This window comes from Glycomyces sp. YM15 (genome assembly GCF_016918015.1).
In the GTDB taxonomy this organism is placed as follows: Bacteria; Actinomycetota; Actinomycetes; order Mycobacteriales; family Micromonosporaceae; genus Glycomyces.
The window spans coordinates 16306-39574 of record NZ_JAERMK010000033.1 but is presented as its reverse complement, the minus strand read 5'-3'; the positions used below and the strand labels follow the sequence as shown (position 1 = coordinate 39574).

Annotated in this window: 16 protein-coding genes; 13 read left to right on the top strand and 3 right to left on the bottom strand. The window is 69.9% G+C overall.

Annotated elements, in window-relative coordinates; genetic code table 11:
• Positions 1–427 precede the first annotated feature (427 nt).
• The gene (locus JHY01_RS24255) at positions 428–2821 is read right to left on the bottom strand and encodes a DEAD/DEAH box helicase (protein WP_374199583.1); all 2394 of its coding nucleotides are present in this window, start codon (positions 2819–2821) and stop codon (positions 428–430) included.
• Between the two features lie 168 nt (positions 2822–2989).
• On the opposite strand from JHY01_RS24255, the gene JHY01_RS27075 reads away from it, so the two are divergent.
• From JHY01_RS27075 to JHY01_RS24230, 5 genes are all read left to right on the top strand, one after another.
• Entirely contained in the window at positions 2990–3349 is a 360-nt protein-coding gene (locus JHY01_RS27075) for an STAS domain-containing protein (protein ID WP_307814565.1), read from the top strand.
• The gene (locus JHY01_RS24245; protein ID WP_205328292.1) at positions 3346–3864 is read left to right on the top strand and encodes an ATP-binding protein; all 519 of its coding nucleotides are present in this window, start codon (positions 3346–3348) and stop codon (positions 3862–3864) included. The genes JHY01_RS27075 and JHY01_RS24245 overlap by 4 nt, the downstream gene beginning before the upstream one ends.
• 223 nt (positions 3865–4087) lie before the next feature.
• The gene (locus tag JHY01_RS24240; RefSeq protein ID WP_205328291.1) at positions 4088–6412 is read left to right on the top strand and encodes a sodium-translocating pyrophosphatase; all 2325 of its coding nucleotides are present in this window, start codon (positions 4088–4090) and stop codon (positions 6410–6412) included.
• Positions 6413–6566: 154 nt separating this feature from the next.
• Positions 6567–9311 carry a type I DNA topoisomerase gene (topA, locus tag JHY01_RS24235; protein ID WP_205328290.1) on the top strand — a complete coding sequence of 915 codons (2745 nt, stop codon included), beginning with the start codon at positions 6567–6569 and terminating at the stop codon, positions 9309–9311.
• Positions 9312–9576: 265 nt separating this feature from the next.
• Complete coding sequence (locus JHY01_RS24230) at positions 9577–10743, top strand: glycosyltransferase family 4 protein (RefSeq protein WP_205328289.1); 1167 nt, start codon at positions 9577–9579, stop codon at positions 10741–10743.
• A 4-nt stretch (positions 10744–10747) separates the two neighbouring features.
• Here the strand turns inward: JHY01_RS24230 and ispD are convergent, their stop codons facing one another.
• The gene (gene ispD, locus JHY01_RS24225; protein ID WP_205328288.1) at positions 10748–11485 is read right to left on the bottom strand and encodes a 2-C-methyl-D-erythritol 4-phosphate cytidylyltransferase; all 738 of its coding nucleotides are present in this window, start codon (positions 11483–11485) and stop codon (positions 10748–10750) included.
• A 277-nt stretch (positions 11486–11762) separates the two neighbouring features.
• Here ispD and JHY01_RS24220 point away from each other — a divergent pair, with 277 nt between their 5' ends.
• The 3 genes from JHY01_RS24220 to JHY01_RS24210 all read left to right on the top strand — a co-directional run bounded on the left by JHY01_RS24220 (position 11763) and on the right by JHY01_RS24210 (position 16301).
• Positions 11763–13607, top strand: a complete 1845-nt coding sequence (locus JHY01_RS24220; protein WP_205328287.1) for a glycosyltransferase — start codon at positions 11763–11765, stop codon at positions 13605–13607.
• 204 nt (positions 13608–13811) lie between these two features.
• Positions 13812–14507: an NTP transferase domain-containing protein gene (locus JHY01_RS24215; protein WP_205328286.1), complete on the top strand. Its 696-nt coding sequence runs from the start codon at positions 13812–13814 to the stop codon at positions 14505–14507.
• A 93-nt stretch (positions 14508–14600) separates the two neighbouring features.
• Positions 14601–16301 carry a CDP-glycerol glycerophosphotransferase family protein gene (locus tag JHY01_RS24210; protein ID WP_205328285.1) on the top strand — a complete coding sequence of 567 codons (1701 nt, stop codon included), beginning with the start codon at positions 14601–14603 and terminating at the stop codon, positions 16299–16301.
• Between the two features lie 88 nt (positions 16302–16389).
• Here the strand turns inward: JHY01_RS24210 and JHY01_RS24205 are convergent, their stop codons facing one another.
• Entirely contained in the window at positions 16390–17232 is an 843-nt protein-coding gene (locus JHY01_RS24205; protein WP_205328284.1) for a hypothetical protein, read from the bottom strand.
• A gap of 157 nt (positions 17233–17389) precedes the next feature.
• Between JHY01_RS24205 and JHY01_RS24200 the strand changes: the two genes are divergently transcribed.
• The 5 genes from JHY01_RS24200 (at position 17390) to JHY01_RS24180 (ending at position 23261) form a co-directional block, all read left to right on the top strand.
• Complete coding sequence (locus JHY01_RS24200; protein WP_205328283.1) at positions 17390–18190, top strand: sugar phosphate isomerase/epimerase; 801 nt, start codon at positions 17390–17392, stop codon at positions 18188–18190.
• Between the two features lie 121 nt (positions 18191–18311).
• A complete protein-coding gene (locus JHY01_RS24195; protein ID WP_205328282.1) occupies positions 18312–20039 on the top strand; it encodes a stealth family protein in 1728 nt (575 codons plus the stop codon).
• Positions 20040–20191: 152 nt separating this feature from the next.
• Entirely contained in the window at positions 20192–21289 is a 1098-nt protein-coding gene (locus tag JHY01_RS24190; RefSeq protein ID WP_205328281.1) for a DegT/DnrJ/EryC1/StrS aminotransferase family protein, read from the top strand.
• Positions 21286–22311 (top strand): Gfo/Idh/MocA family protein, encoded by a 1026-nt coding sequence (locus JHY01_RS24185; RefSeq protein ID WP_205328280.1) that lies wholly within the window; start codon positions 21286–21288, stop codon positions 22309–22311. The genes JHY01_RS24190 and JHY01_RS24185 overlap by 4 nt, the downstream gene beginning before the upstream one ends.
• On the top strand, positions 22308–23261 hold the full coding sequence (locus JHY01_RS24180; RefSeq protein ID WP_205328279.1) for a hypothetical protein: 954 nt from the start codon (positions 22308–22310) through the stop codon (positions 23259–23261). The genes JHY01_RS24185 and JHY01_RS24180 overlap by 4 nt, the downstream gene beginning before the upstream one ends.
• The last annotated feature ends 8 nt before the right edge of the window (positions 23262–23269 follow it).

Sequence of the window (23269 nt, the reverse complement as noted above, 5' to 3'; positions counted from 1 at the left end):
GGGGGTTTGGGGGGGCGCAGTGGGGGCGGGGGGGCCGGGGGGGGTGTGCCCGGCCGCCCGCTGGTGTTCCTCCGCGGAGGAGGGTGGCCTGTGCGGGGATCGCGCGCGGCTGGAGTGCCGCGCGCGGTCTCGGTATGGCGACGTTCGCGAATCCCCTTGGTGTCGCCGCCATCCCGCAGGGCCAGATGACGTGTTTTTGTACCAAGGCTGACACAGTCGGTAGTTGGTCCGCAACAGTGAGTTTCCGCCTGTGGATAACCTTCCGCGCAACGACATTCGCACTGGTCACAGCCTTGTGGACCATGGCGATTGCGGTGCCGGCGGGGCGGTTCGTTCGACGCATGACGCAACCCTGTCACGATTTGTCGCCGAGTGGCAACGATGAGTTCCCCGCCTGTGGACAACGCTGTGGATTCGGGTCCAGCGGTCAGAAATCGCCTGGCCAGAGGTCGTCTTCCTGCTTCGTTTCCGGCTTCGCGGCGTGGACCGTCGACCTGACCGGGCCCGCTCCCGCCTTGAGCAGCAGATCCAGGATCGCGATCGAACCCTTCTTGTGCAGTGGTTCGTTGCCGTTGCCGCACTTGGGGCTCTGGATGCAGCTCGGGCAGCCGTAGCGGCATTCGCAGCTCGCGATCGCCTCCTTGGTGGCGCCCAGCCAATCCGTCCACTTGCGGAACGCCTGCTCGGCGAAACCCGCGCCGCCCGGGTGGCCGTCGTAGACGAACACCGTCGGCAGTTCCGTGTCCATATGCGCGGCCGTCGACAGCCCGCCGATGTCCCACCGGTCGCAGGTCGCGATCAGCGGAAGCAGGCCGATCGAAGCGTGCTCGGCGGCGTGCAGTGAACCCGCCAGGTCCGGAATGCCTTCCAGCGCTTCAGGTTCCACCGTCCACCAGACCGCCACGGTGCGCAGGGTCTGGGGCGGCAGGTCGAGCGGTTGGGTGTCGATCACCTCACCGGAAGGAAGCCTGCGCCGCTGGTAGGAGATGACGTTCGACGTCACCTCCACCTCGCCCAGGCAGAGCCGGACGTCGCCCATCTCCAGGCGCTCGCGCTCGGCGAGGACCTCCAGGTGGGTGATCTCCTGCGCGCTGGTCATCCACGGGGGCTTCGCGGCGTGCACCAGGGCCAGACCGTCCTCGAGATCGAGGTCGTCCACCAGGTACGACTCGCCCTGGTGCAGATACAGCGCGCCCTTGTGCACCAGGCGATGCGAGGCCGCCGCGTCGATCGTGCCGATCAGCCGGCCCGTCTTCGTCTCCGCGATGTCCACGCCCATCGGGCCCGAACCGCGGAGGGTCACCTCCGGGCGCTCCGAACCGATCCAGTAGTAGCGGCCACCGGGGCGGCGGCGCAGGAGCTTCTGTTCGCAGAGCTGCTGCGCCACCTCGCGACTGCCCGGGATCGCGTCGAGATCGGCCTCCTTGAGCGGGAGTTCCTCCGCCGCCAGGCACAGGTGCCCGGCCAGGACGTACGGGTTCGACGGGTCGCAGACGCTCGCTTCTACGGGCCGGTCGAAGATCGCCTCCGGATGGTGCACCAGGTACGTGTCCAGCGGATCGTCCTTCGCGAGCATCACCGCGAGCGCCTCCGTGTCTCCCCGGCCCGCCCGGCCGATCTGCTGCCAGAAGCTCGCCAGTCGGCCGGGATAGCCGCAGAGCAGCACCGCGTCCAGTCCCGTCACGTCGATGCCGAGCTCGAGGGCGTTCGTCGTCGCCACTCCCAGGAGCCTGCCGTCGCGCAGGTCGGCTTCGAGATCGCGGCGGTGCTCGCGGAGGTACCCGGCGCGGTACGCGGCGATGCGGTCCGCCGCCGGGTCCGCGCCGAGGCGGGACTTCGCCTCCGCCGCGACGATCTCCGCGCCGCGTCTGGAGGGTACGAACGCGAGGGTCCGCACGCCGCGGCGTGTCAGCTGCGCCAGCATCCGCGCCGTCTCGCTCAGCGTGGACGCCTGCTGCGGTTCGCCCTCGATCTCGTAGGTGACGGGCTCCCACAGCGCCACCGTCGCGCCAGGGTGCGGCGAGAAGTCCTCCGTGACCGCCACCGCCGGGCGTCCGGTGAGGACCGACAGTGACGCGGCCGGGTCCGCCGCGGTCGCGCTGGCCGCGATCACCGTCGGGTTCGCCCCGTAGTGCTCGGCGAGGCGGAGCAGCCGCCGCAGGGTGAGGGCGACGTGGGCGCCGAAGACGCCCCGGTAGACGTGGCATTCGTCGACCACGACGTACTTGAGGTTCTTGAGGAGCGAGCGCCACATGCGGTGGCGGGGGAGCAGCGAGTGGTGGAGCAGGTCGGGGTTGGAGAGGACCAGGTTCGCGAACCGCTGCGCCCACTGGCGGTGCTCGTACGGCGTGTCGCCGTCGACGATCGCCGGGATGAGCCCGGGGACCGCGAATTCGCCCACCGCCCGCGCCTGGTCGGCGGCCAGGGCCTTCGTGGGGGCGAGGTAGAGCGTGCGGCCTTCGCCCGGCGGGGCCTGCGAGCCGGGCGCGGGCGCGGTGGTGACGGCTTCGGTGAGGAGGGGGAGGAGGTAGGCGAGGCTCTTGCCGGAGGCGGTGCCGGTGGCGACGACGACGTCGCGGCCCTCGAAGGCGTGGGTGGCGGCCTCGGCCTGGTGAGGCCAGGGGCGGGTGATCCCGGTGTCGGCCAAGGCGCCGCGGACCTCGTCGGGCACCCACGCGGGCCACTCGGTGCGCACCGAGGCGCGCGGCGGGAGGCGGCGCAGGTGGCGGAGGCCGCCCTCGGTCGATTCGAGGGCGGCTATGAGCTGGTCGACGGGCACCGTCCAATGATGCCGCAGTCCACCGACACCCTCGGCCGGCACCGACCGACGGCTCGCACGCGTCGGCGAGGCCGGCGACGACGCGTGCCCGCAATTCGGTCATACGCTCCCGCCTCCACTCCACTGGGAACGCAGTACGCTTATGGGCCAAGACACATTGCTTACCCGGCGCAGCTGCGCCGCCACCTGCCGAGAGAGGGGAGCGACGGCGTGAGGGGAACATCAAGCGACGGCGCGGCCGAGCCCGAGCTGGGGCTCAGCCTCTCCGAAGTCGGCGAGTACGCGGTCATCAGCGTGACCGGGGAGATCGACATGTACACCGCGCCGCAGCTGCGCGAGGCCGTCCGCCAACTCGCCTCCGGGGGCCGCATGCGGGTCGCGATCGACCTGACGCCGACCGAGTTCTGCGATTCGACCGGGCTGGGCGTGCTCATCGGGGCCCGCCGGCGCCTCTCCGACTCGGGCGGAAGCCTGGTCGTCGTCTGCGCGAACCCGCGCATCCGCAAGCTCCTGGACCTCACCGGCCTCGACAAGGTGCTCGATGTCCGGGAAGCGGTGCCCGGCGAGTGAACGGCTCCAAGCACGACCGCACTGGAGGACGGGCCGAGGCGGTGACCGTCCGGTTCGCGTTCACGCCGGCCGCCGCCTACGTTCGCGCCGCCAGACTCGTGGCCGCCGACGTGGCCGCGCACGCCGGGGTCGCCACGGGGCTGCTCGACGAGGTGCGGCAGGCGGTCGGCGAGGCGTGCACGCGCGCGGTGCTGCGGCACCGGGACCGGGGCCTCGAGGACCTTGTGCGCGTAGAGTTTTCGATCGGTGATCGTTTTGTTGCGAAAATCACGGATAACGCGCAGGATCTGCGCGCGCGCTCGAGCGGCCGGATCGGCGCGGGCGTCGGCGGCGGCGATGCGCGAGCGAACGATCACGACGCGATCGAAGAGGACACCCTCTCCGAGGAGATCACCCTCATCGTCCTGGGCGGCCTGGTCGAAGACCTGGTCGTGACCGGTCCCGACGGGAACGGCGGCACCACGGTCAGCATGTCCTGGCCCCTGCCCGGCTCCGGCTCCTCCGCCGACCACTGAGGCTTTGACCACGCCCTCCATCAGGCGTGACCGTCCCCACTCGCAAAGCCCTCACATCGTTACACTCCGCACGTTAAGTCTGCCGGGCCGCAGGTCCGGCCCGGCCGCGCCGTCCTACCCGTCCGCGGCTCTTCACGTGTTTGCGATACCGGTCCCGCGGTGCCCCGTGGGACCGCATGGCGAAGCTTGCGAGCCATGACTGTGTACTGCTTGGAGGAACTACATGCATACGTTGCTCGCCAATGGCGACGAGGGCGTAGGTCAGCTCGCGGGCTCGAACCTGAGCCTCGTCGTGGTCGCCGCCGCACTCGCGCTGGTCGCCCTCGGAGGCGCCGCGGCCCTCGTCAAGAGCATCCTCGCGGCCGGCACCGGCACCGACAAGATGCGCGAGATCTCCGGCGCCGTGCAGGAAGGCGCTTCGGCCTACCTGCGCCGCCAGTTCCGCGCGCTCGGCGTCTTCGTCGTCATCGCCGTGGTCCTGCTGTTCCTGCTCCCCGCCGAAGGAGGCACCGACGTCCGCATCGGACGCAGCGTGTTCTTCATCGTCGGCGCGCTGTTCAGCTCGTTCATCGGCTGGGCCGGCATGAACATGGCCACGCGCGCGAACGTGCGCGTCGCCGCCGCCGCCCGCGACGGGCAGCCCACCACCGCGATGCACCTGGCCTTCCGCACCGGCGGCGTGGTCGGGTTCCTCACCGTCGGCCTCGGCCTGCTCGGCGCCTCGGTCGTGGTGTTCATCTTCAACGGCGACGCGCCGGTGGTCCTGGAGGGCTTCGGCTTCGGCGCCGCGCTCCTCGCCATGTTCATGCGCGTCGGCGGCGGCATCTTCACCAAGGCCGCCGACGTCGGCGCCGACCTCGTCGGCAAGGTCGAGCAGGGCATCCCCGAGGACGACCCGCGCAACCCGGCGACCATCGCCGACAACGTGGGCGACAACGTCGGCGACTGCGCCGGCATGGCCGCCGACCTCTTCGAGTCCTATGCGGTCGTGCTCGTCGCGAGCCTCATCCTCGGCCGCGCCGCGTTCGGCGAGACCGGACTGGTCCTGCCGCTGCTCGTCGCCTCGGTCGGCATCGTCTGCGCCATCCTCGGCGTCATCATCACCCGCATGCGGGCCTCCGACGCCTCGGGCCTGACCGCCATCAACCGGGCGTTCTACCTCTCCGCGGTCATCTCCGCGCTCCTGACCGTGGTAGCGGTGCTCTGGTACGTGCCCTCCAGCTGGGCCGAACTCAGCACCACCGTCGCGACCGGCGACGTGCCCGTCAACCCGCAGGTCTTCGCCATCATCGCGGTCGTCATCGGCATCGCCCTGGCCGCGGTCATCATGGCGCTGACCGGCTACTACACCGACACCCGCTACAAGCCCACCAAGGCCGTCTCGGCCTCGACGCGCACCGGCGCGGCCACCAACATCCTGTCGGGCTTCTCGCTCGGCCTGGAATCGGCCGTCTACACCGCGCTGTGCATCGCGGCCGCCGTCCTCGGCGCGTACCTGCTCGGCGGCGGCGAGATCCTCGTCAGCCTCTTCGCGGTCGCACTCGCCGGCTGCGGCCTCCTCACCACCGTCGGCGTCATCGTCGCGATGGACACCTTCGGGCCCATCAGCGACAACGCCCAGGGCATCGCCGAGATGTCCGGCGACGTGGAAGGCGACGCGGCGCAGACGCTCACCGACCTCGACGCCGTCGGCAACACCACCAAGGCCATCACCAAGGGCATCGCGATCGCGACCGCGGTCCTGGCCGCGACCGCCCTGTTCGGCTCCTACACCGACGCGGTGGCCGCCGAAGGCCTCATGGGCGAAGCGCTCCTCGGCGCGCTCAACATCGCCGACCCGGCCAACATCGTGGGCTTCATCATCGGCGCCTCCGTCGTGTTCCTCTTCTCCGGCCTCGCCATCAACGCCGTCGCCCGCTCCGCCGGCGCCGTCGTCAACGAGGTCCGCGACCAGTTCGCGCGCTTCCCCGGGATCATGGAGGGCACGCAGCGGCCCGAATACGGCCGCGTCGTCGACATCTGCACCCGCGACGCCCAGCGCGAGCTGGTGACCCCGGGCCTGCTCGCCATCACCGCGCCCATCGCCGTCGGCTTCGGCCTCGGCGTCGGGCCGCTCGCGGCGTACCTCGCGGGCGCGATCGCGTGCGGCGTGCTCATGGCCGTCATGCTCGCCAACTCGGGCGGCGCGTGGGACAACGCGAAGAAGGACGTCGAGGACGGCGCGCACGGCGGCAAGGGCTCCGAAGCCCACGCCGCCGCCGTGATCGGCGACACCGTCGGCGACCCGTTCAAGGACACCGCGGGCCCGGCCATCAACCCGCTCCTCAAAGTCATGAACCTGGTGAGCCTCATCATCGCCCCGGTCGTGGTGGTCTACACCGTCGACGGTGTCGGCGAGCACGCCGACGGGCCCGTCCGCTGGATCATCACGGCGATCGCCGTGGTCGTCCTGGTCGGCGCGATCCTCGTCTCCAAGCGCCGTTCCGCGGTGGTGGAAGCGGGGGAATCACAATCCCCGGAGCAGCGTGAGTCGGTCGAAGTCGGCTAGCCGCTGAGCGCACGTTCAACTCGCGAGCTCGCTGAATCTGGGGATTCGTCAGCGTGTGCCCCGGTCGATCGGACCGGGGCACACCCATACTCAGGGGACGCAATGCGGAAGCGTGAGCTACCGTAACGAATCGAGTGCATTTTCCGAGTGAACGGTGGGAGCAGTGGCGGACATCAAGCGCCTTGTCATCGTGGAGTCCCCGGCGAAGGCCAAGACGATCGCCTCCTATCTCGGCCCCGGCTACATCGTCGACTCCTCGCTCGGGCACATCCGGGACCTTCCGCGCAGCGCGAAGGAGATCCCGGCCAAGTACAAGGACAAGGCCTGGTCGCGGCTGGGCGTGGACGTCGACAACGACTTCGCGCCGCTCTACATCGTGAACCCGGACCGGTCCGCGCACGTGAAGAAGCTGAAGGGCTACCTCGCGGAGGTCGACGAGCTCTTCCTCGCCACCGATGAGGACCGCGAGGGGGAGGCCATCGCCTGGCACCTGCTCGAGACCCTGAAGCCGAAGGTCCCGGTCAAGCGGATGGTCTTCCACGAGATCACGCCGCAGGCCATCGCCGAGGCCGCCGCGAACCCGCGGGAGCTCAACCAGGACCTCGTCGACGCCCAGGAGGGGCGGCGGATCCTCGACCGGCTCTACGGGTACGAGGTGAGCCCGGTCCTGTGGAAGAAGGTCATGCCGCGGCTCTCGGCCGGGCGCGTCCAGTCGGTCGCGACGCGGCTGGTCGTGGAGCGGGAGCGGGCCCGCATGGCGTTCCGCGCCGCGGACTACTGGGACGTCTCGGCGAATCTCGCCACCGACGACGATCAGCGGTTCAAAGCCACGTTGATCGCCGTCGACGGCGACCGGGTCGCCGCCGGCAAGGACTTCGATTCGGCGACCGGCCAGGTCAAGGGCAATGTGGTGCACCTCGACGAGGCGGGGGCGCGGGGGTTGGCGCAGCGGCTCGAGGGCCGCGACTTCACCGTGCTGAAGGTCGAGAAGAAGCCGTACCGCCGCAAGCCGTACGCGCCGTTCATCACCTCGACGCTGCAGCAGGAGGCGGGCCGGAAGCTCCGCCTCTCGAGCGCGCAGGTCATGCGGGTCGCCCAGCGGCTCTACGAGAACGGCCACATCACCTATATGCGGACCGACTCGACGAACCTGTCGAACACCGCGATCAACGCCGCGCGCGCCCAGGCCGCCGAGCTGTACGGCGCGCAGTACGTGCCGTCCGAGCCGCGCCGGTACGCGCGGAAGGTGAAGAACGCGCAGGAGGCGCACGAGGCCATCCGGCCCTCCGGCGACCGCTTCAAGACCCCGAACCAGCTCAAGGGCCAGCTCTCGGCCGAGGAGTACCGGCTGTACGAGCTGATCTGGCGGCGCACGCTCGCGTCGCAGATGGTCGACGCCACCGGGAACTCGACGTCGGTGCGCACCCGCGCGACGACCGCGGACGGGGAGCAGGCGGATTTCGGCGCTTCCGGCAAGACCATCACCAACCCGGGCTTCCTCCTCGCCTACGTCGAGTCCATCGAGGACGGCGACGCCGACGACGCGGAGAAGCGCCTGCCCGAGCTGGCCGAACGCCAGCACCTCGCCGAGCGCGGCCTCGAGGCCGCGGGGCACACCACGCAGCCGCCGGCCCGCTACACCGAGGCGAGCCTCGTGAAGGCGCTGGAGGAGCGGGGGATCGGGCGGCCGTCGACGTACGCGTCGATCATGCAGACCATCCAGGACCGCGAGTACGTGTTCAAGAAGGGCCAGGCGCTCGTGCCGGCCTTCCGCGCGTTCGCGGTCATCGGCCTCATGGAGCGGCACTTCCCGCGCCTGGTCGACTACGACTTCACCGCGGGCATGGAGAACGAGCTCGACGAGGTCGCGGCCGGGCAGGAGTCGCGCGAGGAGTTCCTCCGCAAGTTCTACTTCGGCGGGCAGGACAAAGAGGGCACCGTCGCCGCCTCGGGCGGGCTGCGGCACATGATCGAGGAGGAGCTCGCGAAGATCGACGCCCGCGAGGTCAACTCGATTCCGCTGTACACCGATGAGCAGGGCCGCAAGGTCGTCGCCCGCGTCGGCCGGTACGGGCCCTATCTCGAGCGGACCACGCCGGGGCAGGAGGAGCCGGGCGAGCCGGGCAAGCGGCCGTCGATCCCCGAGTCCATGGCGCCGGACGAGCTCACCCCCGAGCGGGGCCAGGAGCTGTTCGAGCTGGCCGAGAACGAGGGCGAGCTCGGCACGCACCCCGAGACGGGGGAGCCGGTGCTCGCCAAGACCGGCCGGTACGGGCCGTACGTGACCAGCGGCGAGAAGTCGTCGTCGCTGCTCACCGGCCAGAAGCTCTCCGAGATCACGCTCGACGACGCCGTGAAGCTGCTGACGCTGCCGCGGCTGGTCGGCAAGGACGCCGAGGGCGAGGAGATCCGCACCGGTCTCGGCCCGCACGGGCCGTACGTGAAGAAGAACCGCGACTTCCGTTCGCTCGAGAACGAGGAGCAGCTGTTCACGCTGACCTTGGAGGAGGCCGAGAAGCTGCTCGCGCAGCCGAAGGCCCGCGGGCGCCAGCAGCGCGCGCAGACCCTCCTCAAGGAGCTCGGCCCCGATCCCGTGACGGGCAAGGAGGTCACGCTCAAGGACGGGCGCTTCGGCCCGTACGTGACCGACGGCGAGACGAACGCGTCGATCCGCAAGACCGACTCGATCGAGGACCTCACCATCGACCGGGCCGCCGAGCTCCTCGCCGAACGGCGCGAAAAGGTGTCCTCCGGCGCCGTCCCGGCGAAGAAGACCGCGAAGAAGGCGGCCAAGAAAGCGGTGAAGAAGACCGCCGCCAAGAAGACGGTGAAGAAGGCGGCGGCGAAGAAGACCGCCAAGAAGACCGCGAAGAAGGCCGCCCCCGCGGCGGACGAGTAGCCGCCGCCGCTCGGGGCCGGTCCCCGATGATGCGAGGACGGCGATTTGCCGGTTATGTGTTTTATCTGACACCGGACTGCCTTCGGTCGCGCCTGGACTCGGCGTGTCCCCCTGGGGTCCAGCCCTCCGCGAATTACCTTCCGCCTAGACGCAACCCGCAGCGGTCGCGCTCGCGTCCAGGCAGAAGCGGACCGGCCTCGGAGTCGAGCATCCTCGGTCCGTTGCGACTGCATCCGGCAATTCTTCGAAAGTGAGTCTCGAGTCCATGCGAATCACATTTCTGGTCCGGAACATCTGGGGTATCGGCGGCACCATCAAGACCACGCTCAATACCGCCGAAGCCCTGGTCGACCTGGGCCATGACGTGACCATCGCCTCGTTCGTGCGGCACAAGGCGAAGTCCGACTTCGTCATCGACCCGCGCATCAACGTCGTCAACCTCTGGGACGTGCGGGGAACCGCCGACGGCGGCGATCGCCTCTCCCTGCTCGAGCGCTGGCAGGCCAAGCGCCCCTCGTTCCTCGACGCCGACAAGGTGAACAACCAGGGCGAGTCCTCAAGACTGCTCGACATGCGCGTCAAGAAGTACCTCAAGCAGCTCGACACCGACATCGCGGTGGGCACCCAGATCTCCGTGAACCTGTACATGGCCGCCTACGGCCGACCCGAGGCGTACGCCATGGTCGCCCAGGAGCACATGTACCTCGACAACTACCCGCCCCGGCTGCGCAAGCACATCGACGCGCGCTACGCCGCGATGGACGCGATCGTCACCATCACCGAGGCCGACGCCACCGCCTACCGCACGGCGTTCCCCGAGCTCGTCGACAAGATCACCTGCATCCCCAACTCGATCCCGGCCAGCGCCAAGGCCCCGTCGGAGTTGACCGAGCCGCACATCATGACCGCGGGGCGCCTCACCGGGATGAAGGGCTTCGACATCCTCATCAAGGCCTTCGCCCTGATCGCCGACGAGTTCCCGGAGTGGAAGGTCACGATCTTCGGCCGCGGCCCCAACAAGAAGAAGCTGAAAGCGCTCGTCGGCGAACTCGGTCTCGACGATCGGGTCGAGCTTCCCGGGCCCGTCACTCCGCTCGACGCCGAATGGGCGAAGGCGTCCATAGCCGCGGTGCCTTCCCGGTTCGAGCCGTTCGGGCTCGTCATCGTCGAAGCGATGGCGGCCGGGCTCCCGGTGGTGTGCAGCGCGGTCAAGCACGGTCCGCTCGAGATCATCGAATCCGAGGAGAACGGCCTGCTCGTGGAGCCGAAGCAGCCGGAGGCGCTCGCCGAGGCGCTGGCGCGGCTCATGCGGGACCCGGGGCTGCGCCGTCGTCTGGCCGAGGGCGGTCGGCGCACGGCGAAGCAGTATGAGCCGTCGAAGGTCGTCGGGTTGCACGTCGACCTGTTCAATCGGGTGCTCGCGCGGCGGTAGCGCGTCAGCGGCGGTCGGCGAGGAGCGCTTCGGCGACGACGAGGTCGATCGGGGTGGTCACCTTCAGGTTCCGTTCGGATCCGCCGACGACGCGGACCGGTACGTCGGGGAGGAATCGCAGGACCACCGAGCAGTCGTCGGTGGGGGTGAACGCCGGATCCGAGGCGGCCCGCGCGTATGCGTCCGCGATGGTCCCGAGGTGGAATCCCTGCGGGGTCTGTACGCGCCGGAGGCGTGAGCGGTCGAGGGAGGCGGCGATGATGTCGCCTGCCGTTGAATCCGCGGTCTCGATGACCGTGTCCGAGGAGGGTACGGCCGCGGTGACCGCCTCGCAGTGGTCGAGGGCGTGGACCACATCGGTGATGACCTGGTTCGGCACGAGCATTCTTGCGGCGTCGTGCAGCAGGAGTCGCGTGTGGGCGTCCGTCCGTGCCGTGGCCCAGTCGATCGCGGCTCGTGACGAGTCCGAGCGGGTCGCGCCGCCGTCGATCACGTCCGCCACTTTCGGTGCGCATGCGAGTGCCAGGGCGCGTACGCGTTCCCGGTGGGGGGCGGCGGTCACCACGATCACGGTGTCGATCTCGGGCGCCGCTTCGAACGCCTCCAGGGTGTGCTGCAGGATCGGCTTGCCGCCGACCTCGATGAACTGCTTCGGGAGTGGTGCGCCCATGCGGCTTCCCGTGCCTCCGGCGAGTACGGCGGCGATGGTGCGCGGGCGCGGCTGGGTGTTCGGTTTCGGCAAGGTCGCTCCCGTCGGTGGGTGCTGGGCGGCGGCCAAAGGATACCGGAGGGCGTTCTGGCCGATGCGGGTTCCGGTCCGGGGTACGGGCGCAATAGGAGCGTGTACGAGCGAAGTGGACAGGGCGGCATTGGGGCGGACACGCTACGATCGCGGGGAAGACGGACGAACCCCAAACGTCATTCACCGTTCATCTCGAAGTCCTATCATCGTCGATAGTCGGACGCGCCGATGATCGGACCTTCTTTCCGCAACCCCTCTTCAGCGAAGGAGCTGCTGCATGTTCAGGCGCAAGCCCGCCATTGCGTTGCCCGATGACCCCATCTATGGGCTGACCTGGTCGATCGGCAAGGAGTTCGGAGGTCTCACCAATGTGCTCCTCCACCGGAACGCGGTGTTCTCCAGTCTTGGCCGCCGCAGGATCGACATCCTGACGCTGGCGCCGAACTTCGATACCCGGGCTGCGAAGCTCCGGCTCTGGAAGCAGGGCTACATCGGCAAGAGCGTGCGCTTGCGCAACATCTGGGAGGAGGTGGCGTCGGCTTCGGATGCGGCGCTGGTGAGGCGGTACGGAGCCCGCCGCCGTGATTTCGAGCAGCCCGCGATCCTGCTGCCGTACGAAGGCAGGAAGCAGACCAAGCGCCGCTCCGCGGACGGTGTCGAACTGCAGGTCGACACGTTCCGCTCGGACGGGAGCCGACTGGTGTCCGACCGGAAGGACATGGAGGAGGAGGGGACCGTCGGCGGGCGCGAGCTCACGCTCTTCACGAGGAAGGGCGCGGTGGTCAACCGCTGGAGCCGCGGGGCCGACTTCTACTTCGCGTGGTTCGACCATGTGATCGGCCCGGGGCATGCCTATCTGGTGAACGACTCGCACTTCATCGGCAAGTTCCTGCACCGGTACCGGCGGGACAACGTCACCACGGTGCAGGTCCTGCACAACTCCCACCTCGACCGCGACGCCCCCGACGCCTTCGGGAAGCTCTCCGGCGGCAAGATCGCCATCGTCAAGAACCTGCGGTCGTTCGACATGGTCGCGCCGCTGACGGTCAGGCAGGCGGGTGAGATCGCCGAGGCGGATTTCGCGGGCGCCAACATGACGCCGATCCCGAATTCGCGTCCGATGAAGACGCAGGCGGTCCGTCACGACCGGGACCCCGGCGACGGTGTCATGCTGGCGCGCTTCGGTCACCAGAAGCGCGTCGACCACGCGATCTCGGCGCTGACGCTCGCCCACGCCGACGGCAGCAAGGCCCGTCTGCGGATCTTCGGCGACGGTGATTCGCGCCCGACGCTGCAGGCGCAGATCGACAAGGCCGGGGCGAACGACTATGTGGAGCTCATGGGGTTCCGCTCCGACGCCTCCGCGCAGTTCGCGACGGCCTCGTTCAGTGTGCTGTCGAGCCGGTTCGAGGGCATGCCGCTGGTGCTGATCGAGGCCATGGCCGCGGGCTGCATCCCGGTCGCCTACGACATCCGCTACGGGCCGAGCGACATCATCACCGACGGGGTGGACGGGTTCGTGGTGCCCGCGGGCGACGTCAAGGCGCTCGCCGATGCGGTCGCCCGGGTGTCGTCGATGCCCGAGGCGGCACTCGCGGAGCTTCGCGCCAATGCGCAGAAGCGGGCCGCCGACTTCAGTGACGAAGCGGTGACCAGGGCTTGGGTCAAGGCGCTCGTCGACGCGAAGGCCAGGAAGACCGCCGTCCGGATCCCCAAGTTCACGCCGCTGGTGCAGGAGGCCTTCGTCAAGGAGGGGGTGCTGCACCTGCGCGGGTCGCTGGACGACTGCAAGGACGTCGAGGACCGCTCGGTGGCCCTGTCGTGGTCGGCGCGCGGCGTCGCGGTGTACGGACGGGTGCTCGTCGCGGAGCGCCCCGGGGCGGGCGGGGCGATCGGCTTCGAGGCCGAGCTGCCGCTCGCGCGAGTGCAGGACGCCACGGGCGACATCCTCGATTTCCATGTCGAGGTCGAGACGCCGCGGGGGTTCGCGAAGCGGCGTGTCCTCGCCGACGAATCCGCCGTGCTCAAATCCGATGATATTGAGCTTTATGTCACTGTTCAGGGGAATCTCAGCCTCAAGGTGCTTTCCCTGCCGGTCGAGGGCGGACCGGTGGCTTCCTGAGCGGCCGGCGCCCGGACCGCGGTGTTCCGGGCCGGCCGGTGCGCCGGCCCGGCCACTCGCGGTCCGGTCCCGGCGACGGGCCGTATCATCTGCGGATTCATGTGTGACCCCCGTGTGAACCTCAGGTTGGTCCATGGGCCACGAGACGTTCAGCTAGGTAAACTGCACCAATCCATCATCCAAACGAACGAGGTGGCACTCGACATGTCCACGAACATCGTGATCCTCGCGGCCGGCGTCGGCTCCCGGCTCGGCAAGCCGCACCCGAAGCCGCTCACGCCGCTGAACACCGGCGAGACCATCCTCGGCCGCTCCCTGCGCCTGCTCACCTCCCGGTTCAGCCGCCACTCCATCCACCTCGTCGTCGGCTTCAAGAAGGAGATGATCATGGAGGAGGTGCCCGACGTCGGCTTCATCTACAACCAGGCCTACGGCGACACCAACACCTCCAAGAGCCTCCTCAAGGCCTTCAACATCCTCGGTCCCGGCGGCGTCCTCTGGCTCAACGGCGACGTCGTCTTCGACCCGGGCGTCCTCGACGTGCTCCTCCCGCACATCGCCATGGATCGCTCCTTCATCTCCGTCAACACCGCGAAGGTCTCCGACGAAGAGGTCAAGTACACCCTCGGCGCCGACGGCTACATCAACAAGCTCTCGAAGAAGGTCTCGGACGGCGCGCTCGGCGAGGCCGTGGGCATCAACTACGTCTCCGCGGACGACCGCGCCCTGGTCGCCAAGCGCCTCGCCGAGGTCGACGACCAGGACTACTTCGAAGGCGGCATCGAGCTCGCCATCGAGAAGGACGGCCTCAAGTTCGAAGCCGTCGACATCTCCCAGCACAATGTCATCGAGGTCGACTTCGCCGAAGACCTCAACAGCGTCAACCAAGCGTTCAAGTAACAGGTCCCGCAGCCGTGACCACTCGACAGACACCGTGCGACACCGGGCCGGTCCCGGTGCCGCGCGCACGAACCTAGCCGAAGGCCCGGTGCGTTGAAGAAACTGCTCAAGTCGCTGCCGATCTGGCTCAACCTGCTCGCCGTGGGCGCCGTCGTCACCGCGGTCGCGGCCGCCTCGCAGCCGTGGATCACCCTGCTGCTCGCCCTCACCGTGTTCGGGATGATCACCTGGCGGATCCCCGACGCGCTCATCAGCATGCGGATGGCCCGCACCCTGACCGCGCTCGCCGTCCTCATCACCGCCTGGAACAACGGCGGCACCGACCGCTGGCTCTTCCTCGTCGCCGGCGTCCTCGTCACCCTGTTCATCGTCGCCGCCGACACCCTCGCGAAGGCGCTCAACGTCGGCTACCTCATGTCCAGCAACCTCGACATCGAGCGCTCCCTGCGCGAACGCTGGTCCACCCCGCCCGCCATCGGGCTCATCATGAACTGGCTCACCATCGTCTACGCGGCCGCCGCATGGCCGCACGGCGCCCTGGGCACGGCCACCGACCTCGCGTTCGTCGTCGTCACCGGCGCCGCCCTCGGCTGGACCGGCATCGCCGTCCTCGGCGGCTACCTGCACCGCAAACGCGAACCGCACCCCGTCGACGGCCGCGTCATGACCGCCGTGACCCGGCTCCAGCCGAAGTTCGTGATCCACTTCGCCGGCGCGCGCGAATCGGAGTACCAGCTCAACATGTGGCTCCCGTACTTCGAGCAGGTCGGCGACCCCTACATGATCCTCATCCGCGACCGCTACCTCTACGACGAGATCGCGGCCCGCACCAGCGCCCCCATCATCCTGGTGCCGGCCCAGTCGGTGCTCGACACGATCCTCCCCCGGAGCGTCCGCGCCTGCTACTACGTCAACCACGCGGTCAAGAACGCGCAGCTCATCAAGCTCGACAACTACCTCCACGTGCAGCTCATGCACGGCGACTCGGACAAGGCCATCAGCCGCAGCCCGGTCTCGCTCATGTACGACCGGGTGTTCGTCGCCGGGCAGGCCGGCATCGACCGGTACCACCGCCACGGCGTCGACATCCCCAACTACAAGTTCCGCAAGATCGCCCGCCCGCAGCTGCACGACCTCAGGGTGGGTGAGCGCGACAAGGTCGAGGGCGCCCGTCCGGTGGTGCTCTACACGCCCACCTGGACCGGCCTCACCGCCGACGTCAACTACTCGTCCCTCAAGCAGGGCAAGCGGATCGTCGAGGCCGTGCTCGCGCGCGACGTGACCTTGATCTTCCGCACGCACCCGTACACGCGCACCAACGCGGCCTACCAGGCGCTGGCCGACGAGATCAAGGCCGTGATCGCGGCCGACGCGCTCCAGACCGGACGGCCGCACCTGTGGGGCGCGCAGGCCGAGACCGAGGTGAGCCTGACGGACTGCGTGAACGCCGCCGACGTGACGATCTCCGACATCAGCGGCACCGCCTCCGACTGGATCTACAGTGGACGGCCGTTCGCGATGACGGACCCGAAGGGCTTCAAGGAGCGCTACCTCGACGAGTTCCCGCTCGCGAAGGCCGCGTACCTGCTGGAGCCCGACGCCGGGAACATCGAGAAGGTCCTCGACGAGCTCCTGGTGACCGACTCGAAGGCCCTGTTGCGGGCCGAGATCCGCGAGTACTACCTCGGCGACGTGGCCCCGGAGGACCTGGTGCCGCTGTTCGTCCAGGAGGTCAAGGCGACCTACGCCGAGCCGGTGCGCAAGGTCGCGACGGGCGAGTCCGCGCTCGTTTAGACGACGTGTCCGCCGGAGGGGCCCCGCCGGATCCGGCAGGGCCCCTCCGGCGTTCGCCGTGCCGCGCGGCCCTGCAGCGGACGTCGGCTCAGTGCTGCGCCTCGGCGGGCCGGCGGATCCGGGTCGGGAACGCCAGCGGGGTCCCCCCGCGGGAGGCGGCCACGGTCGCGGGGTGCGGGGCGACGAGTCCGAGCTTGTCGCGCGCGTCGCACAGGTCGGCGAGCTTCTCGTAGGCGCGCGCGCCGAGCAGCTCGGTCAGCTCCACCGCGTACGAGAGGTACACGGGCTCGGCCGCGGTGTGCGCGGTCGGGGAGGCCGTGCACCACCAGTCGAAGTCGTGCCCGCCCGGTCCCCATGAGGCCCGGTCGAACTCGGTGATGAGGGTGACCGAGACCTCGGTGCCGTCGGCGCGGTGCTCGGTCTTGAAGTCGCGCTTCACGGGCAGCTGCCAGCACACCTCAGGCTTGTACTCCATCGGGTGGACGCCGTCGCGCATCGCCTGCTGGTGCAGGGCGCATCCGGCGCCGGTGGGGAAGCCCTCGCGGTTGTGGAAGACGCACGCGCCGTCGACGACCGCGGTCTTCTTCGCAGGCTCTTCTTCGCCGTCCTCGTTCTCGAGGGTGTCGTCGACGATGGTGTCCTTCCAGCGCCGGTGCAGCTGCCAGGTCTCGGGGGTCAGCCGCTTGACGATCTGCCTGGTGCGCTTGATGTCGGCCTCGTCGGTGTAGAACGCGCCGTGCAGGCAGCAGCCGTCGGCGGGCTGGTCGGCCTCGATGCCGGGGCAGCCGCCCTCGTCGGGGTGCTTGCCGAACACGCAGCCCCAGCGCGAGAGCAGCCAGGTGAGATCGGCCCTGACCATGGTCGTGGAGTCGTCGGGATCGAGGAACTCGACCCATTCGCGGTCGAAGTCCTGCGCCACCTCGTCGGTCATCCCACCAAGGTACCCGGCCGGGCGTGATCCGAACGGGACGCGCGCCCGCGTGCGGAAGCCCGCCACCGCTGATCTCCTCCGCTCGGCGAAGCGTGCGGGCCACGGCCCCCTCGGCGAAGCGTGCGAGCCGTGAATCCGCACGGCGTACCCTGGTGTCGTGACCCAGTCCGTCCCGGTTCTGCTGTCGACCACCTCCGTCTACCCGGAGCCCACCGCCGTGGGCTTCGAGCTCGCCGCTGAGCTGGGGTACGACGGGGTCGAGCTGATGGTCTTCACCGACCGCGTCTCCCAGGACCCGGCGGCGGCCGCCTCCCTCGCCAAGCACTACGGCGTGAAGATAGGCGCGGTGCACGCGCCGTGCCTCCTCGTGACGCAGCGGGTGTGGAGCGCCGACCCGTGGACGCGGCTGCGCCGGTCGGTGCAGGCGGCCGAGTACCTCGAGTCGCCGGTGGTGGTGATCCACCCGCCGTTCTCGTGGCAGAAGGACTACGCGTCGAAGTTCTCGACCGTCCTCGACGGGCTGCGGGCCCGCTACCCGCACGTCGAGATCGCGGTGGAGAACATGTTCCCGCTCAAGCTCGGCAAGCGCAAGCTCGTGCCCTACCGCCCGCACTGGGACCCGACCCGGCACGGCTACGACTCGTACACGCTGGACCTCTCGCACTGCGCCGCCTCAGGCGCCGACGCGCTCGCGATGGCCGAGCGGATGGGCAAGGGCCTGCGGCACATCCACCTGTGCGACGGCACCGAGCCGGGCCCGGACCAGCACCTGGTGCCGGGCCGCGGGACGCAGCCGTGCGCGGAGCTGCTCGGCGCGCTCGGGGCCTCCGACTGGAACGGCTCGATCACCGTCGAGGTGAGCACCCGCAAGAGCGGCAACCGGACCCGCCGGGCCGAGAACCTGTACGAGTCCGTGAAGTTCGCGAGGGACGCGCTGGCCGCCGACCGCCCGGTCTGACCGCTCGACCAGTGCCTTCGCGTCGGCGGCAACCTGTTCACGGCCTGTTGCGTTTGTATTATCGGAAGGCGCCCGCGCCGTTCACCCCCATTGCCTTCATCGCCCATCACAAGGAGTACGGATGCCCAAGGACCAGCGGAACCCTGTCGCGAGGATGCGCAGGGCTGTGGGTCGGTTCGTGCCCGCGTCGCTGAAGGAGCGGCGGGCCGCGCGCGTCCGCGAGGGGCGTGCGGGGCCGCGCCGGGCCGCGCTGGCGGCGGGCGATCCGGCGCTGGCGGTGTTCGAGCGCGGCGGCCGCAGTCTCGTGGGCCGCCGGGTGGAGCACTTCACGGCCCGCGAGGCGGCCGAGGCGAACCTGCGGCTGGTGGTCGAGGCGGCCGAGGCGGCCGGGCTGGAGTACTTCCTCGTGCGCGGCAACGCGCCCGAGCGGTTCGCGGTCGGGTTGCGGCGGGCGGACAAGAAGGCGTTCCTGGAGTCGATGCGCGAGCGGCACGGCGATTCGGAGCTGTACGTGGCCCGTTCGAGCCGCGCGGGGAACCTCACGGCGGGGCCGGCGCTGTACGCGGAGGGCGCGCTGCCGCAAGACGTGAAGCGTTCGCAGATCCTGCGGTACGGGCGCTTCCTGCTCGGTCCCGAGGGGCAGTGCCTGGCGGGGCTCGAGTACGGGTGCGATGTGGAGTTCTGGTCGGACGGAGAGGACTTCTCGGCCCATCCCGATTTCGCGCAGCGGATCGACAAGGTCAAGGTGCTCGTCCCGAAGGGCCTGCTGGCGGGCGCGTGGGTGGCGCCCCGGCCGAACCGGGTGGCGGACGTGCTGCCCGCGGAGGCGCGGCGGGCGGCGACGATGAGCGTGGGGGAGTTGCAGTATCCGACGTTCGAGCCGTTCACCCGCAAGCTCGTGGACGACGTGGACTTCCCGGTGGACGCGGTGTACATGTGGGTCGACGGGTCCGATCCCGTGTGGGCGGCCCGCCGGGCCGAGTACTCGGGGGTCGACGCGGACGGCCACGCGCATCTGGCGGGGGCGTCGCGGTACACCGACCGGGACGAGCTGAAGTACTCGCTGCGGTCGCTGCATGCGTTCGCGCCGTACGTGCGGAACGTCTACATCGTCACGGCCGGGCAGACTCCGGCATGGCTCGACACGGAGGCGCCGGGCGTCCGGGTGGTCGACCACGGTGAGATCTTCGCGGACCCGTCGGCGCTCCCGGTGTTCAACTCGCATGCGATCACGACGCAGCTGCACCGCATCCCGGGCCTGGCCGACCATTACCTGATCCTGAACGACGACGTGTTCTTCGGCGCGGCGAGCCGCCCGGAGCAGTTCTTCCACGCGAACGGGATCGCTCGGGTCCCGTTCTCGTCGATGCAGATCGGGCTGGGGGAGGGCCGTCCGGAGGACTCGGCGCCGAACCTGGCGGGCCGCAACGCGCGGCGGCTGCTGGAGGCCGACTTCGGGCGGCTGATCACGAACAAGTTCAAGCACGTGCCGCACCCGCAGCTGCGCCAGGTCGCGCTGGAGGTCGAGGCGCGCTACCCGGAGGCGGTGGCCGCGACGTCCCGGTCGCGGTTCCGCGACCCGGGGGACATCGAGTTCGCGGGGCTGCTGCACCACTACTCGGTGCTGACGGGCCGGGGCGTGCCGGGTGCGTCGAAACTCATGTACGTGGACGTGGCCGCCGCGGACGCGCCCGAGAGGCTCGCGGCGCTCGAGGCGGAGCGGGACGCGGAGTTCTTCTGCGTCAACGACGTCGACACGCCCGCTGAACGGGAGGCGGAGGTCGATGCGATGGTCCGCGGATTCCTGGAGCGCTACTTCCCGTTCCCGTCGCCGTACGAGCGCCGCTGAACGGCCCGCGGAGGCCCGGTTCACGCCCGGGCCTCCTGTTCGGAACCTGGTCTTTTCCTCGGGTTCTGCGTCAATTAACCGAATATTGCGTCTGTATTATCGACGGCGCATCATCGAACGAAAGCCCGCGAACCACACCCCTGGGGGGACGAATGTCAGACGAGCAGAGGGAGTTCATTCCCCCGGCGCGACCGCACATCGGCGAGGCCGAGATCGAAGCCGCGGTGCGCGTGCTGCGCAGCGGCATGGTCGTGCAGGGCCCCGAGGTGGCGGCCTTCGAAGAGGAGTTCACGAAGGTCTCCGGCACCGCGCACTGCGTCGCCGTCAACTCCGGCACCTCCGCGCTCCAGCTCGCGCTCCTCGCCATGGGCATCGGCCCCGGCGACGAAGTGATCGTGCCCTCGTTCTCGTTCGCCGCGAGCGCGAACGCGGTGCGGCTGGTCGGCGCCGACCCCGTGTTCGCGGACATCGAGGCCGGCTCGTTCAACATCGACCCCGACGCCGTCGCGGCGCTCATCGGCCCGAAGACCGCGGCGATCATGCCGGTGCACCTGTACGGGAACCCGGCGGACATGCCGCGTCTGACGGCGCTGGCCGACCGGCACGGGCTCGCCCTCCTCGAAGACGCCTGCCAGGCGCACGGCGCGCAGGTCGACGGGAAGCCGGTCGGCTCCTTCGGGAAGGCCGGGACGTTCAGCTTCTATCCGACGAAGAACATGCATTCGCTCGAGGGCGGCATGGTCTCCACCGACGACGCCCAACTGGCGCGGACCCTGCGGCTGCTGCGCAACCAGGGCATGGAACAGCGGTACGCGAACGAGATCGTGGGCGCGAACATGCGCATGACGGACGTGTCCGCCGCGATCGGGCGGGTGCAGCTGGGGCAGCTCGAAGGCTGGACGGAGCAGCGCCGCGCGAACGCCTCGCGCTTCGACGCGGAGCTGAAGACGGTGGTCACGCCGCCGGTCGCTCCCGGCGCGCGCCACATCTACCACCAGTACACCGTGCGCGTCGACGCGGCCGACCGCGACGGCGCCCTGGCGCAGTTGAAGGCGGCGGGGGTCGGTTCGGCCGTGTACTACCCGACGCCGATCCACAAGCTCATTCCTTACGCCCACATGGACGTCGACCTGCCGGTGACCGACCGCGCGGCCGCCGAGGTCCTGTCGATCCCGGTTCACCCGTCGCTCACCGACGGCGACCTCGACCGCGTCATCGCCGCGGTGAACGCATTGGAGCTCCAGCAGTGACCGATTCGCAACTGCGCGCAGGCCTCGTGGGCCTGGGCGCCATGGGCCGCAACCACGCCCGGGTGCTGAACGCCCTCGAAGGCGTCGATCTGGTGGCGGTGGCCGATCCGGTGGCGGACGCGGCGTCGCTGCCGTCCGGAGTGGGCCTGGTCGCGCAGGTCGAGGACCTGATCGCACTGGGCGTCGACTACGTGGTGGTGGCGTGCCCGACGGCGTACCACGAGCAGGTGGGGCTGGCGCTGGCCGCCGCGGGCGTGCACGCGCTCATCGAGAAGCCGCTGGCGCACACGGCGGAGGCGTCGGTGCGGCTGGCGGCGGCGTTCGAGGCGGCGGGCCTGGTCGCGGGCGTGGGGCACATCGAGCGGTTCAACCCGGCCGTCGCTTCGCTGCGGGAGCGGTTGAAAGCGGGCGAGCTGGGCGAGATCCTGCAGGTGGTGACGCGCCGCCAGGGGCCGTTCCCGGGCCGGATCGCGGACGTGGGGGTCGTGAAGGACCTCGCGACGCACGACATCGACCTGACCGGTTTCGTGACCGGCCAGTCCTATCGGACGATCAGCGCCCAGACGGTGTCGCGGTCGGGCCGGGAGCACGAGGACATGATCGCGGCGGTCGGGCAGCTGTCGGGCGGGGCGATCGCGAACCACTCGGTGAACTGGTTGAGCCCGTTCAAGGAGCGCACCACCGTCGTCACCGGCGACCGGGGCTGCTTCGTCGCCGACACGCTCACCGCCGACCTCACGTTCTACGCCAACGGCGTGGTCGACACCGAGTGGGAGGCGATCAGCAACTTCCGGGGCGTCTCCGAGGGCGACATGATCCGGTACGCGATCCGCAAGCGCGAGCCGCTGCTGGTGGAGCACGAGCATTTCCGCGACGCCGTGCTGGGCAAGCCGAACGACATCGTGGACCTGCGGCGCGGGGCGATGACGGTGGAGGTCTCGGAGATGATGCTGCGGTCGGCCGCGACCGGCCAGACCGTCGCGCTCGACGCCACTGCCTTGGACGGCGCCGGAACGCGATGAACGACACGACCCCTCCCGCCGCGGCGACGCTCGCTTCAGCGCCGATCGAGCGAGTCGCGGCCGCCGGGCGGCTCCTCGCCTCGGCAGCGGGACCGGACCGGGACGAGCAGGTCTTCGAGGCCTTCTCGTCCGAGGTCGCGGAGGTCCTGCAACCGCAGGTGCTGGCGCTCGAACCCGGTGAACGCGCGAAATGCTGGACGGCGGTCGCCGACCTGGCCGACGCGCACCTGACCGAGGCGGTGCTCCTGCGCCTGCCCACGGAGCAGCGGGTGCGGATCGCTTTGGCGCGGCACCGGGACCATGCGCTGCTGGAAGCCGCGATCGCCGAGCCGGCGCCGCGGTTCCTGCTCGAGGACGGGCGGCTGTTCGCCCGCTACCCGGGGTTCCGCGAGGAGCCGCACGGGCTGGCGGACACTTGGTTCGAGGCCGCTACGGAGCGGGTGACCGGGCGTCTCGCGAAGGGCGTGGAGCCGCGGTACCTGGTGTGGACGGGCGTGAAGCGCGCCGAGTACCGCCTGGAGTACTCGTTCTTCGTGCCCGTCGAGGGCTGCGAGGCCACCTCAGTGCGAGTCGGCGCGGTCCGGCTCGCGAAGGGCGAGACGCCGGGCAAGCGCACCGCGGTCCCGGCCGCCGAGGACCCGGGCTTCGATGTGGAGGCCGACGTCGCGGTCCGCGCGGAGGGCCCGCTGACCGCGGTCACCGCGAGCGTGCGCACCGAGGAGCTGACGGCGCACGGCGCGGGCCGCTGGTCCCTGCGCGCCCACGTGACGCTCCGGGACTTCACCTACGATCTGCCGTTGAAGGCCCCGCGCGGGTACTTCCAGCGGCTCGGGATGCCGATCGGGCTCGCCGTCGAGGTCGGGCAGCACCGGATCCTCGCCGTCAGGGTCGACGAGCGGGCCACGTGGCGGGGCCTATCCCGCCTTCGAATACTGGACTTCAGAAAGTGATGCGTGAG

Bases quoted from the DNA above. Each gene is read 5' to 3' on its own strand.
- JHY01_RS24240 (WP_205328291.1), top strand. From the start codon at position 4,088: ATGCATACGTTGCTCGCCAATGGCGACGAGGGCGTAGGTCAGCTCGCG.
- JHY01_RS24230 (WP_205328289.1), top strand. From the start codon at position 9,577: ATGCGAATCACATTTCTGGTCCGGAACATCTGGGGTATCGGCGGCACC.
- JHY01_RS24220 (WP_205328287.1), top strand. From the start codon at position 11,763: ATGTTCAGGCGCAAGCCCGCCATTGCGTTGCCCGATGACCCCATCTAT.
- JHY01_RS24215 (WP_205328286.1), top strand. From the start codon at position 13,812: ATGTCCACGAACATCGTGATCCTCGCGGCCGGCGTCGGCTCCCGGCTC.
- JHY01_RS24205 (WP_205328284.1), bottom strand. From the start codon at position 17,232: ATGACCGACGAGGTGGCGCAGGACTTCGACCGCGAATGGGTCGAGTTC.
- JHY01_RS24195 (WP_205328282.1), top strand. From the start codon at position 18,312: ATGCCCAAGGACCAGCGGAACCCTGTCGCGAGGATGCGCAGGGCTGTG.
- JHY01_RS24190 (WP_205328281.1), top strand. From the start codon at position 20,192: ATGTCAGACGAGCAGAGGGAGTTCATTCCCCCGGCGCGACCGCACATC.
- JHY01_RS24180 (WP_205328279.1), top strand. From the start codon at position 22,308: ATGAACGACACGACCCCTCCCGCCGCGGCGACGCTCGCTTCAGCGCCG.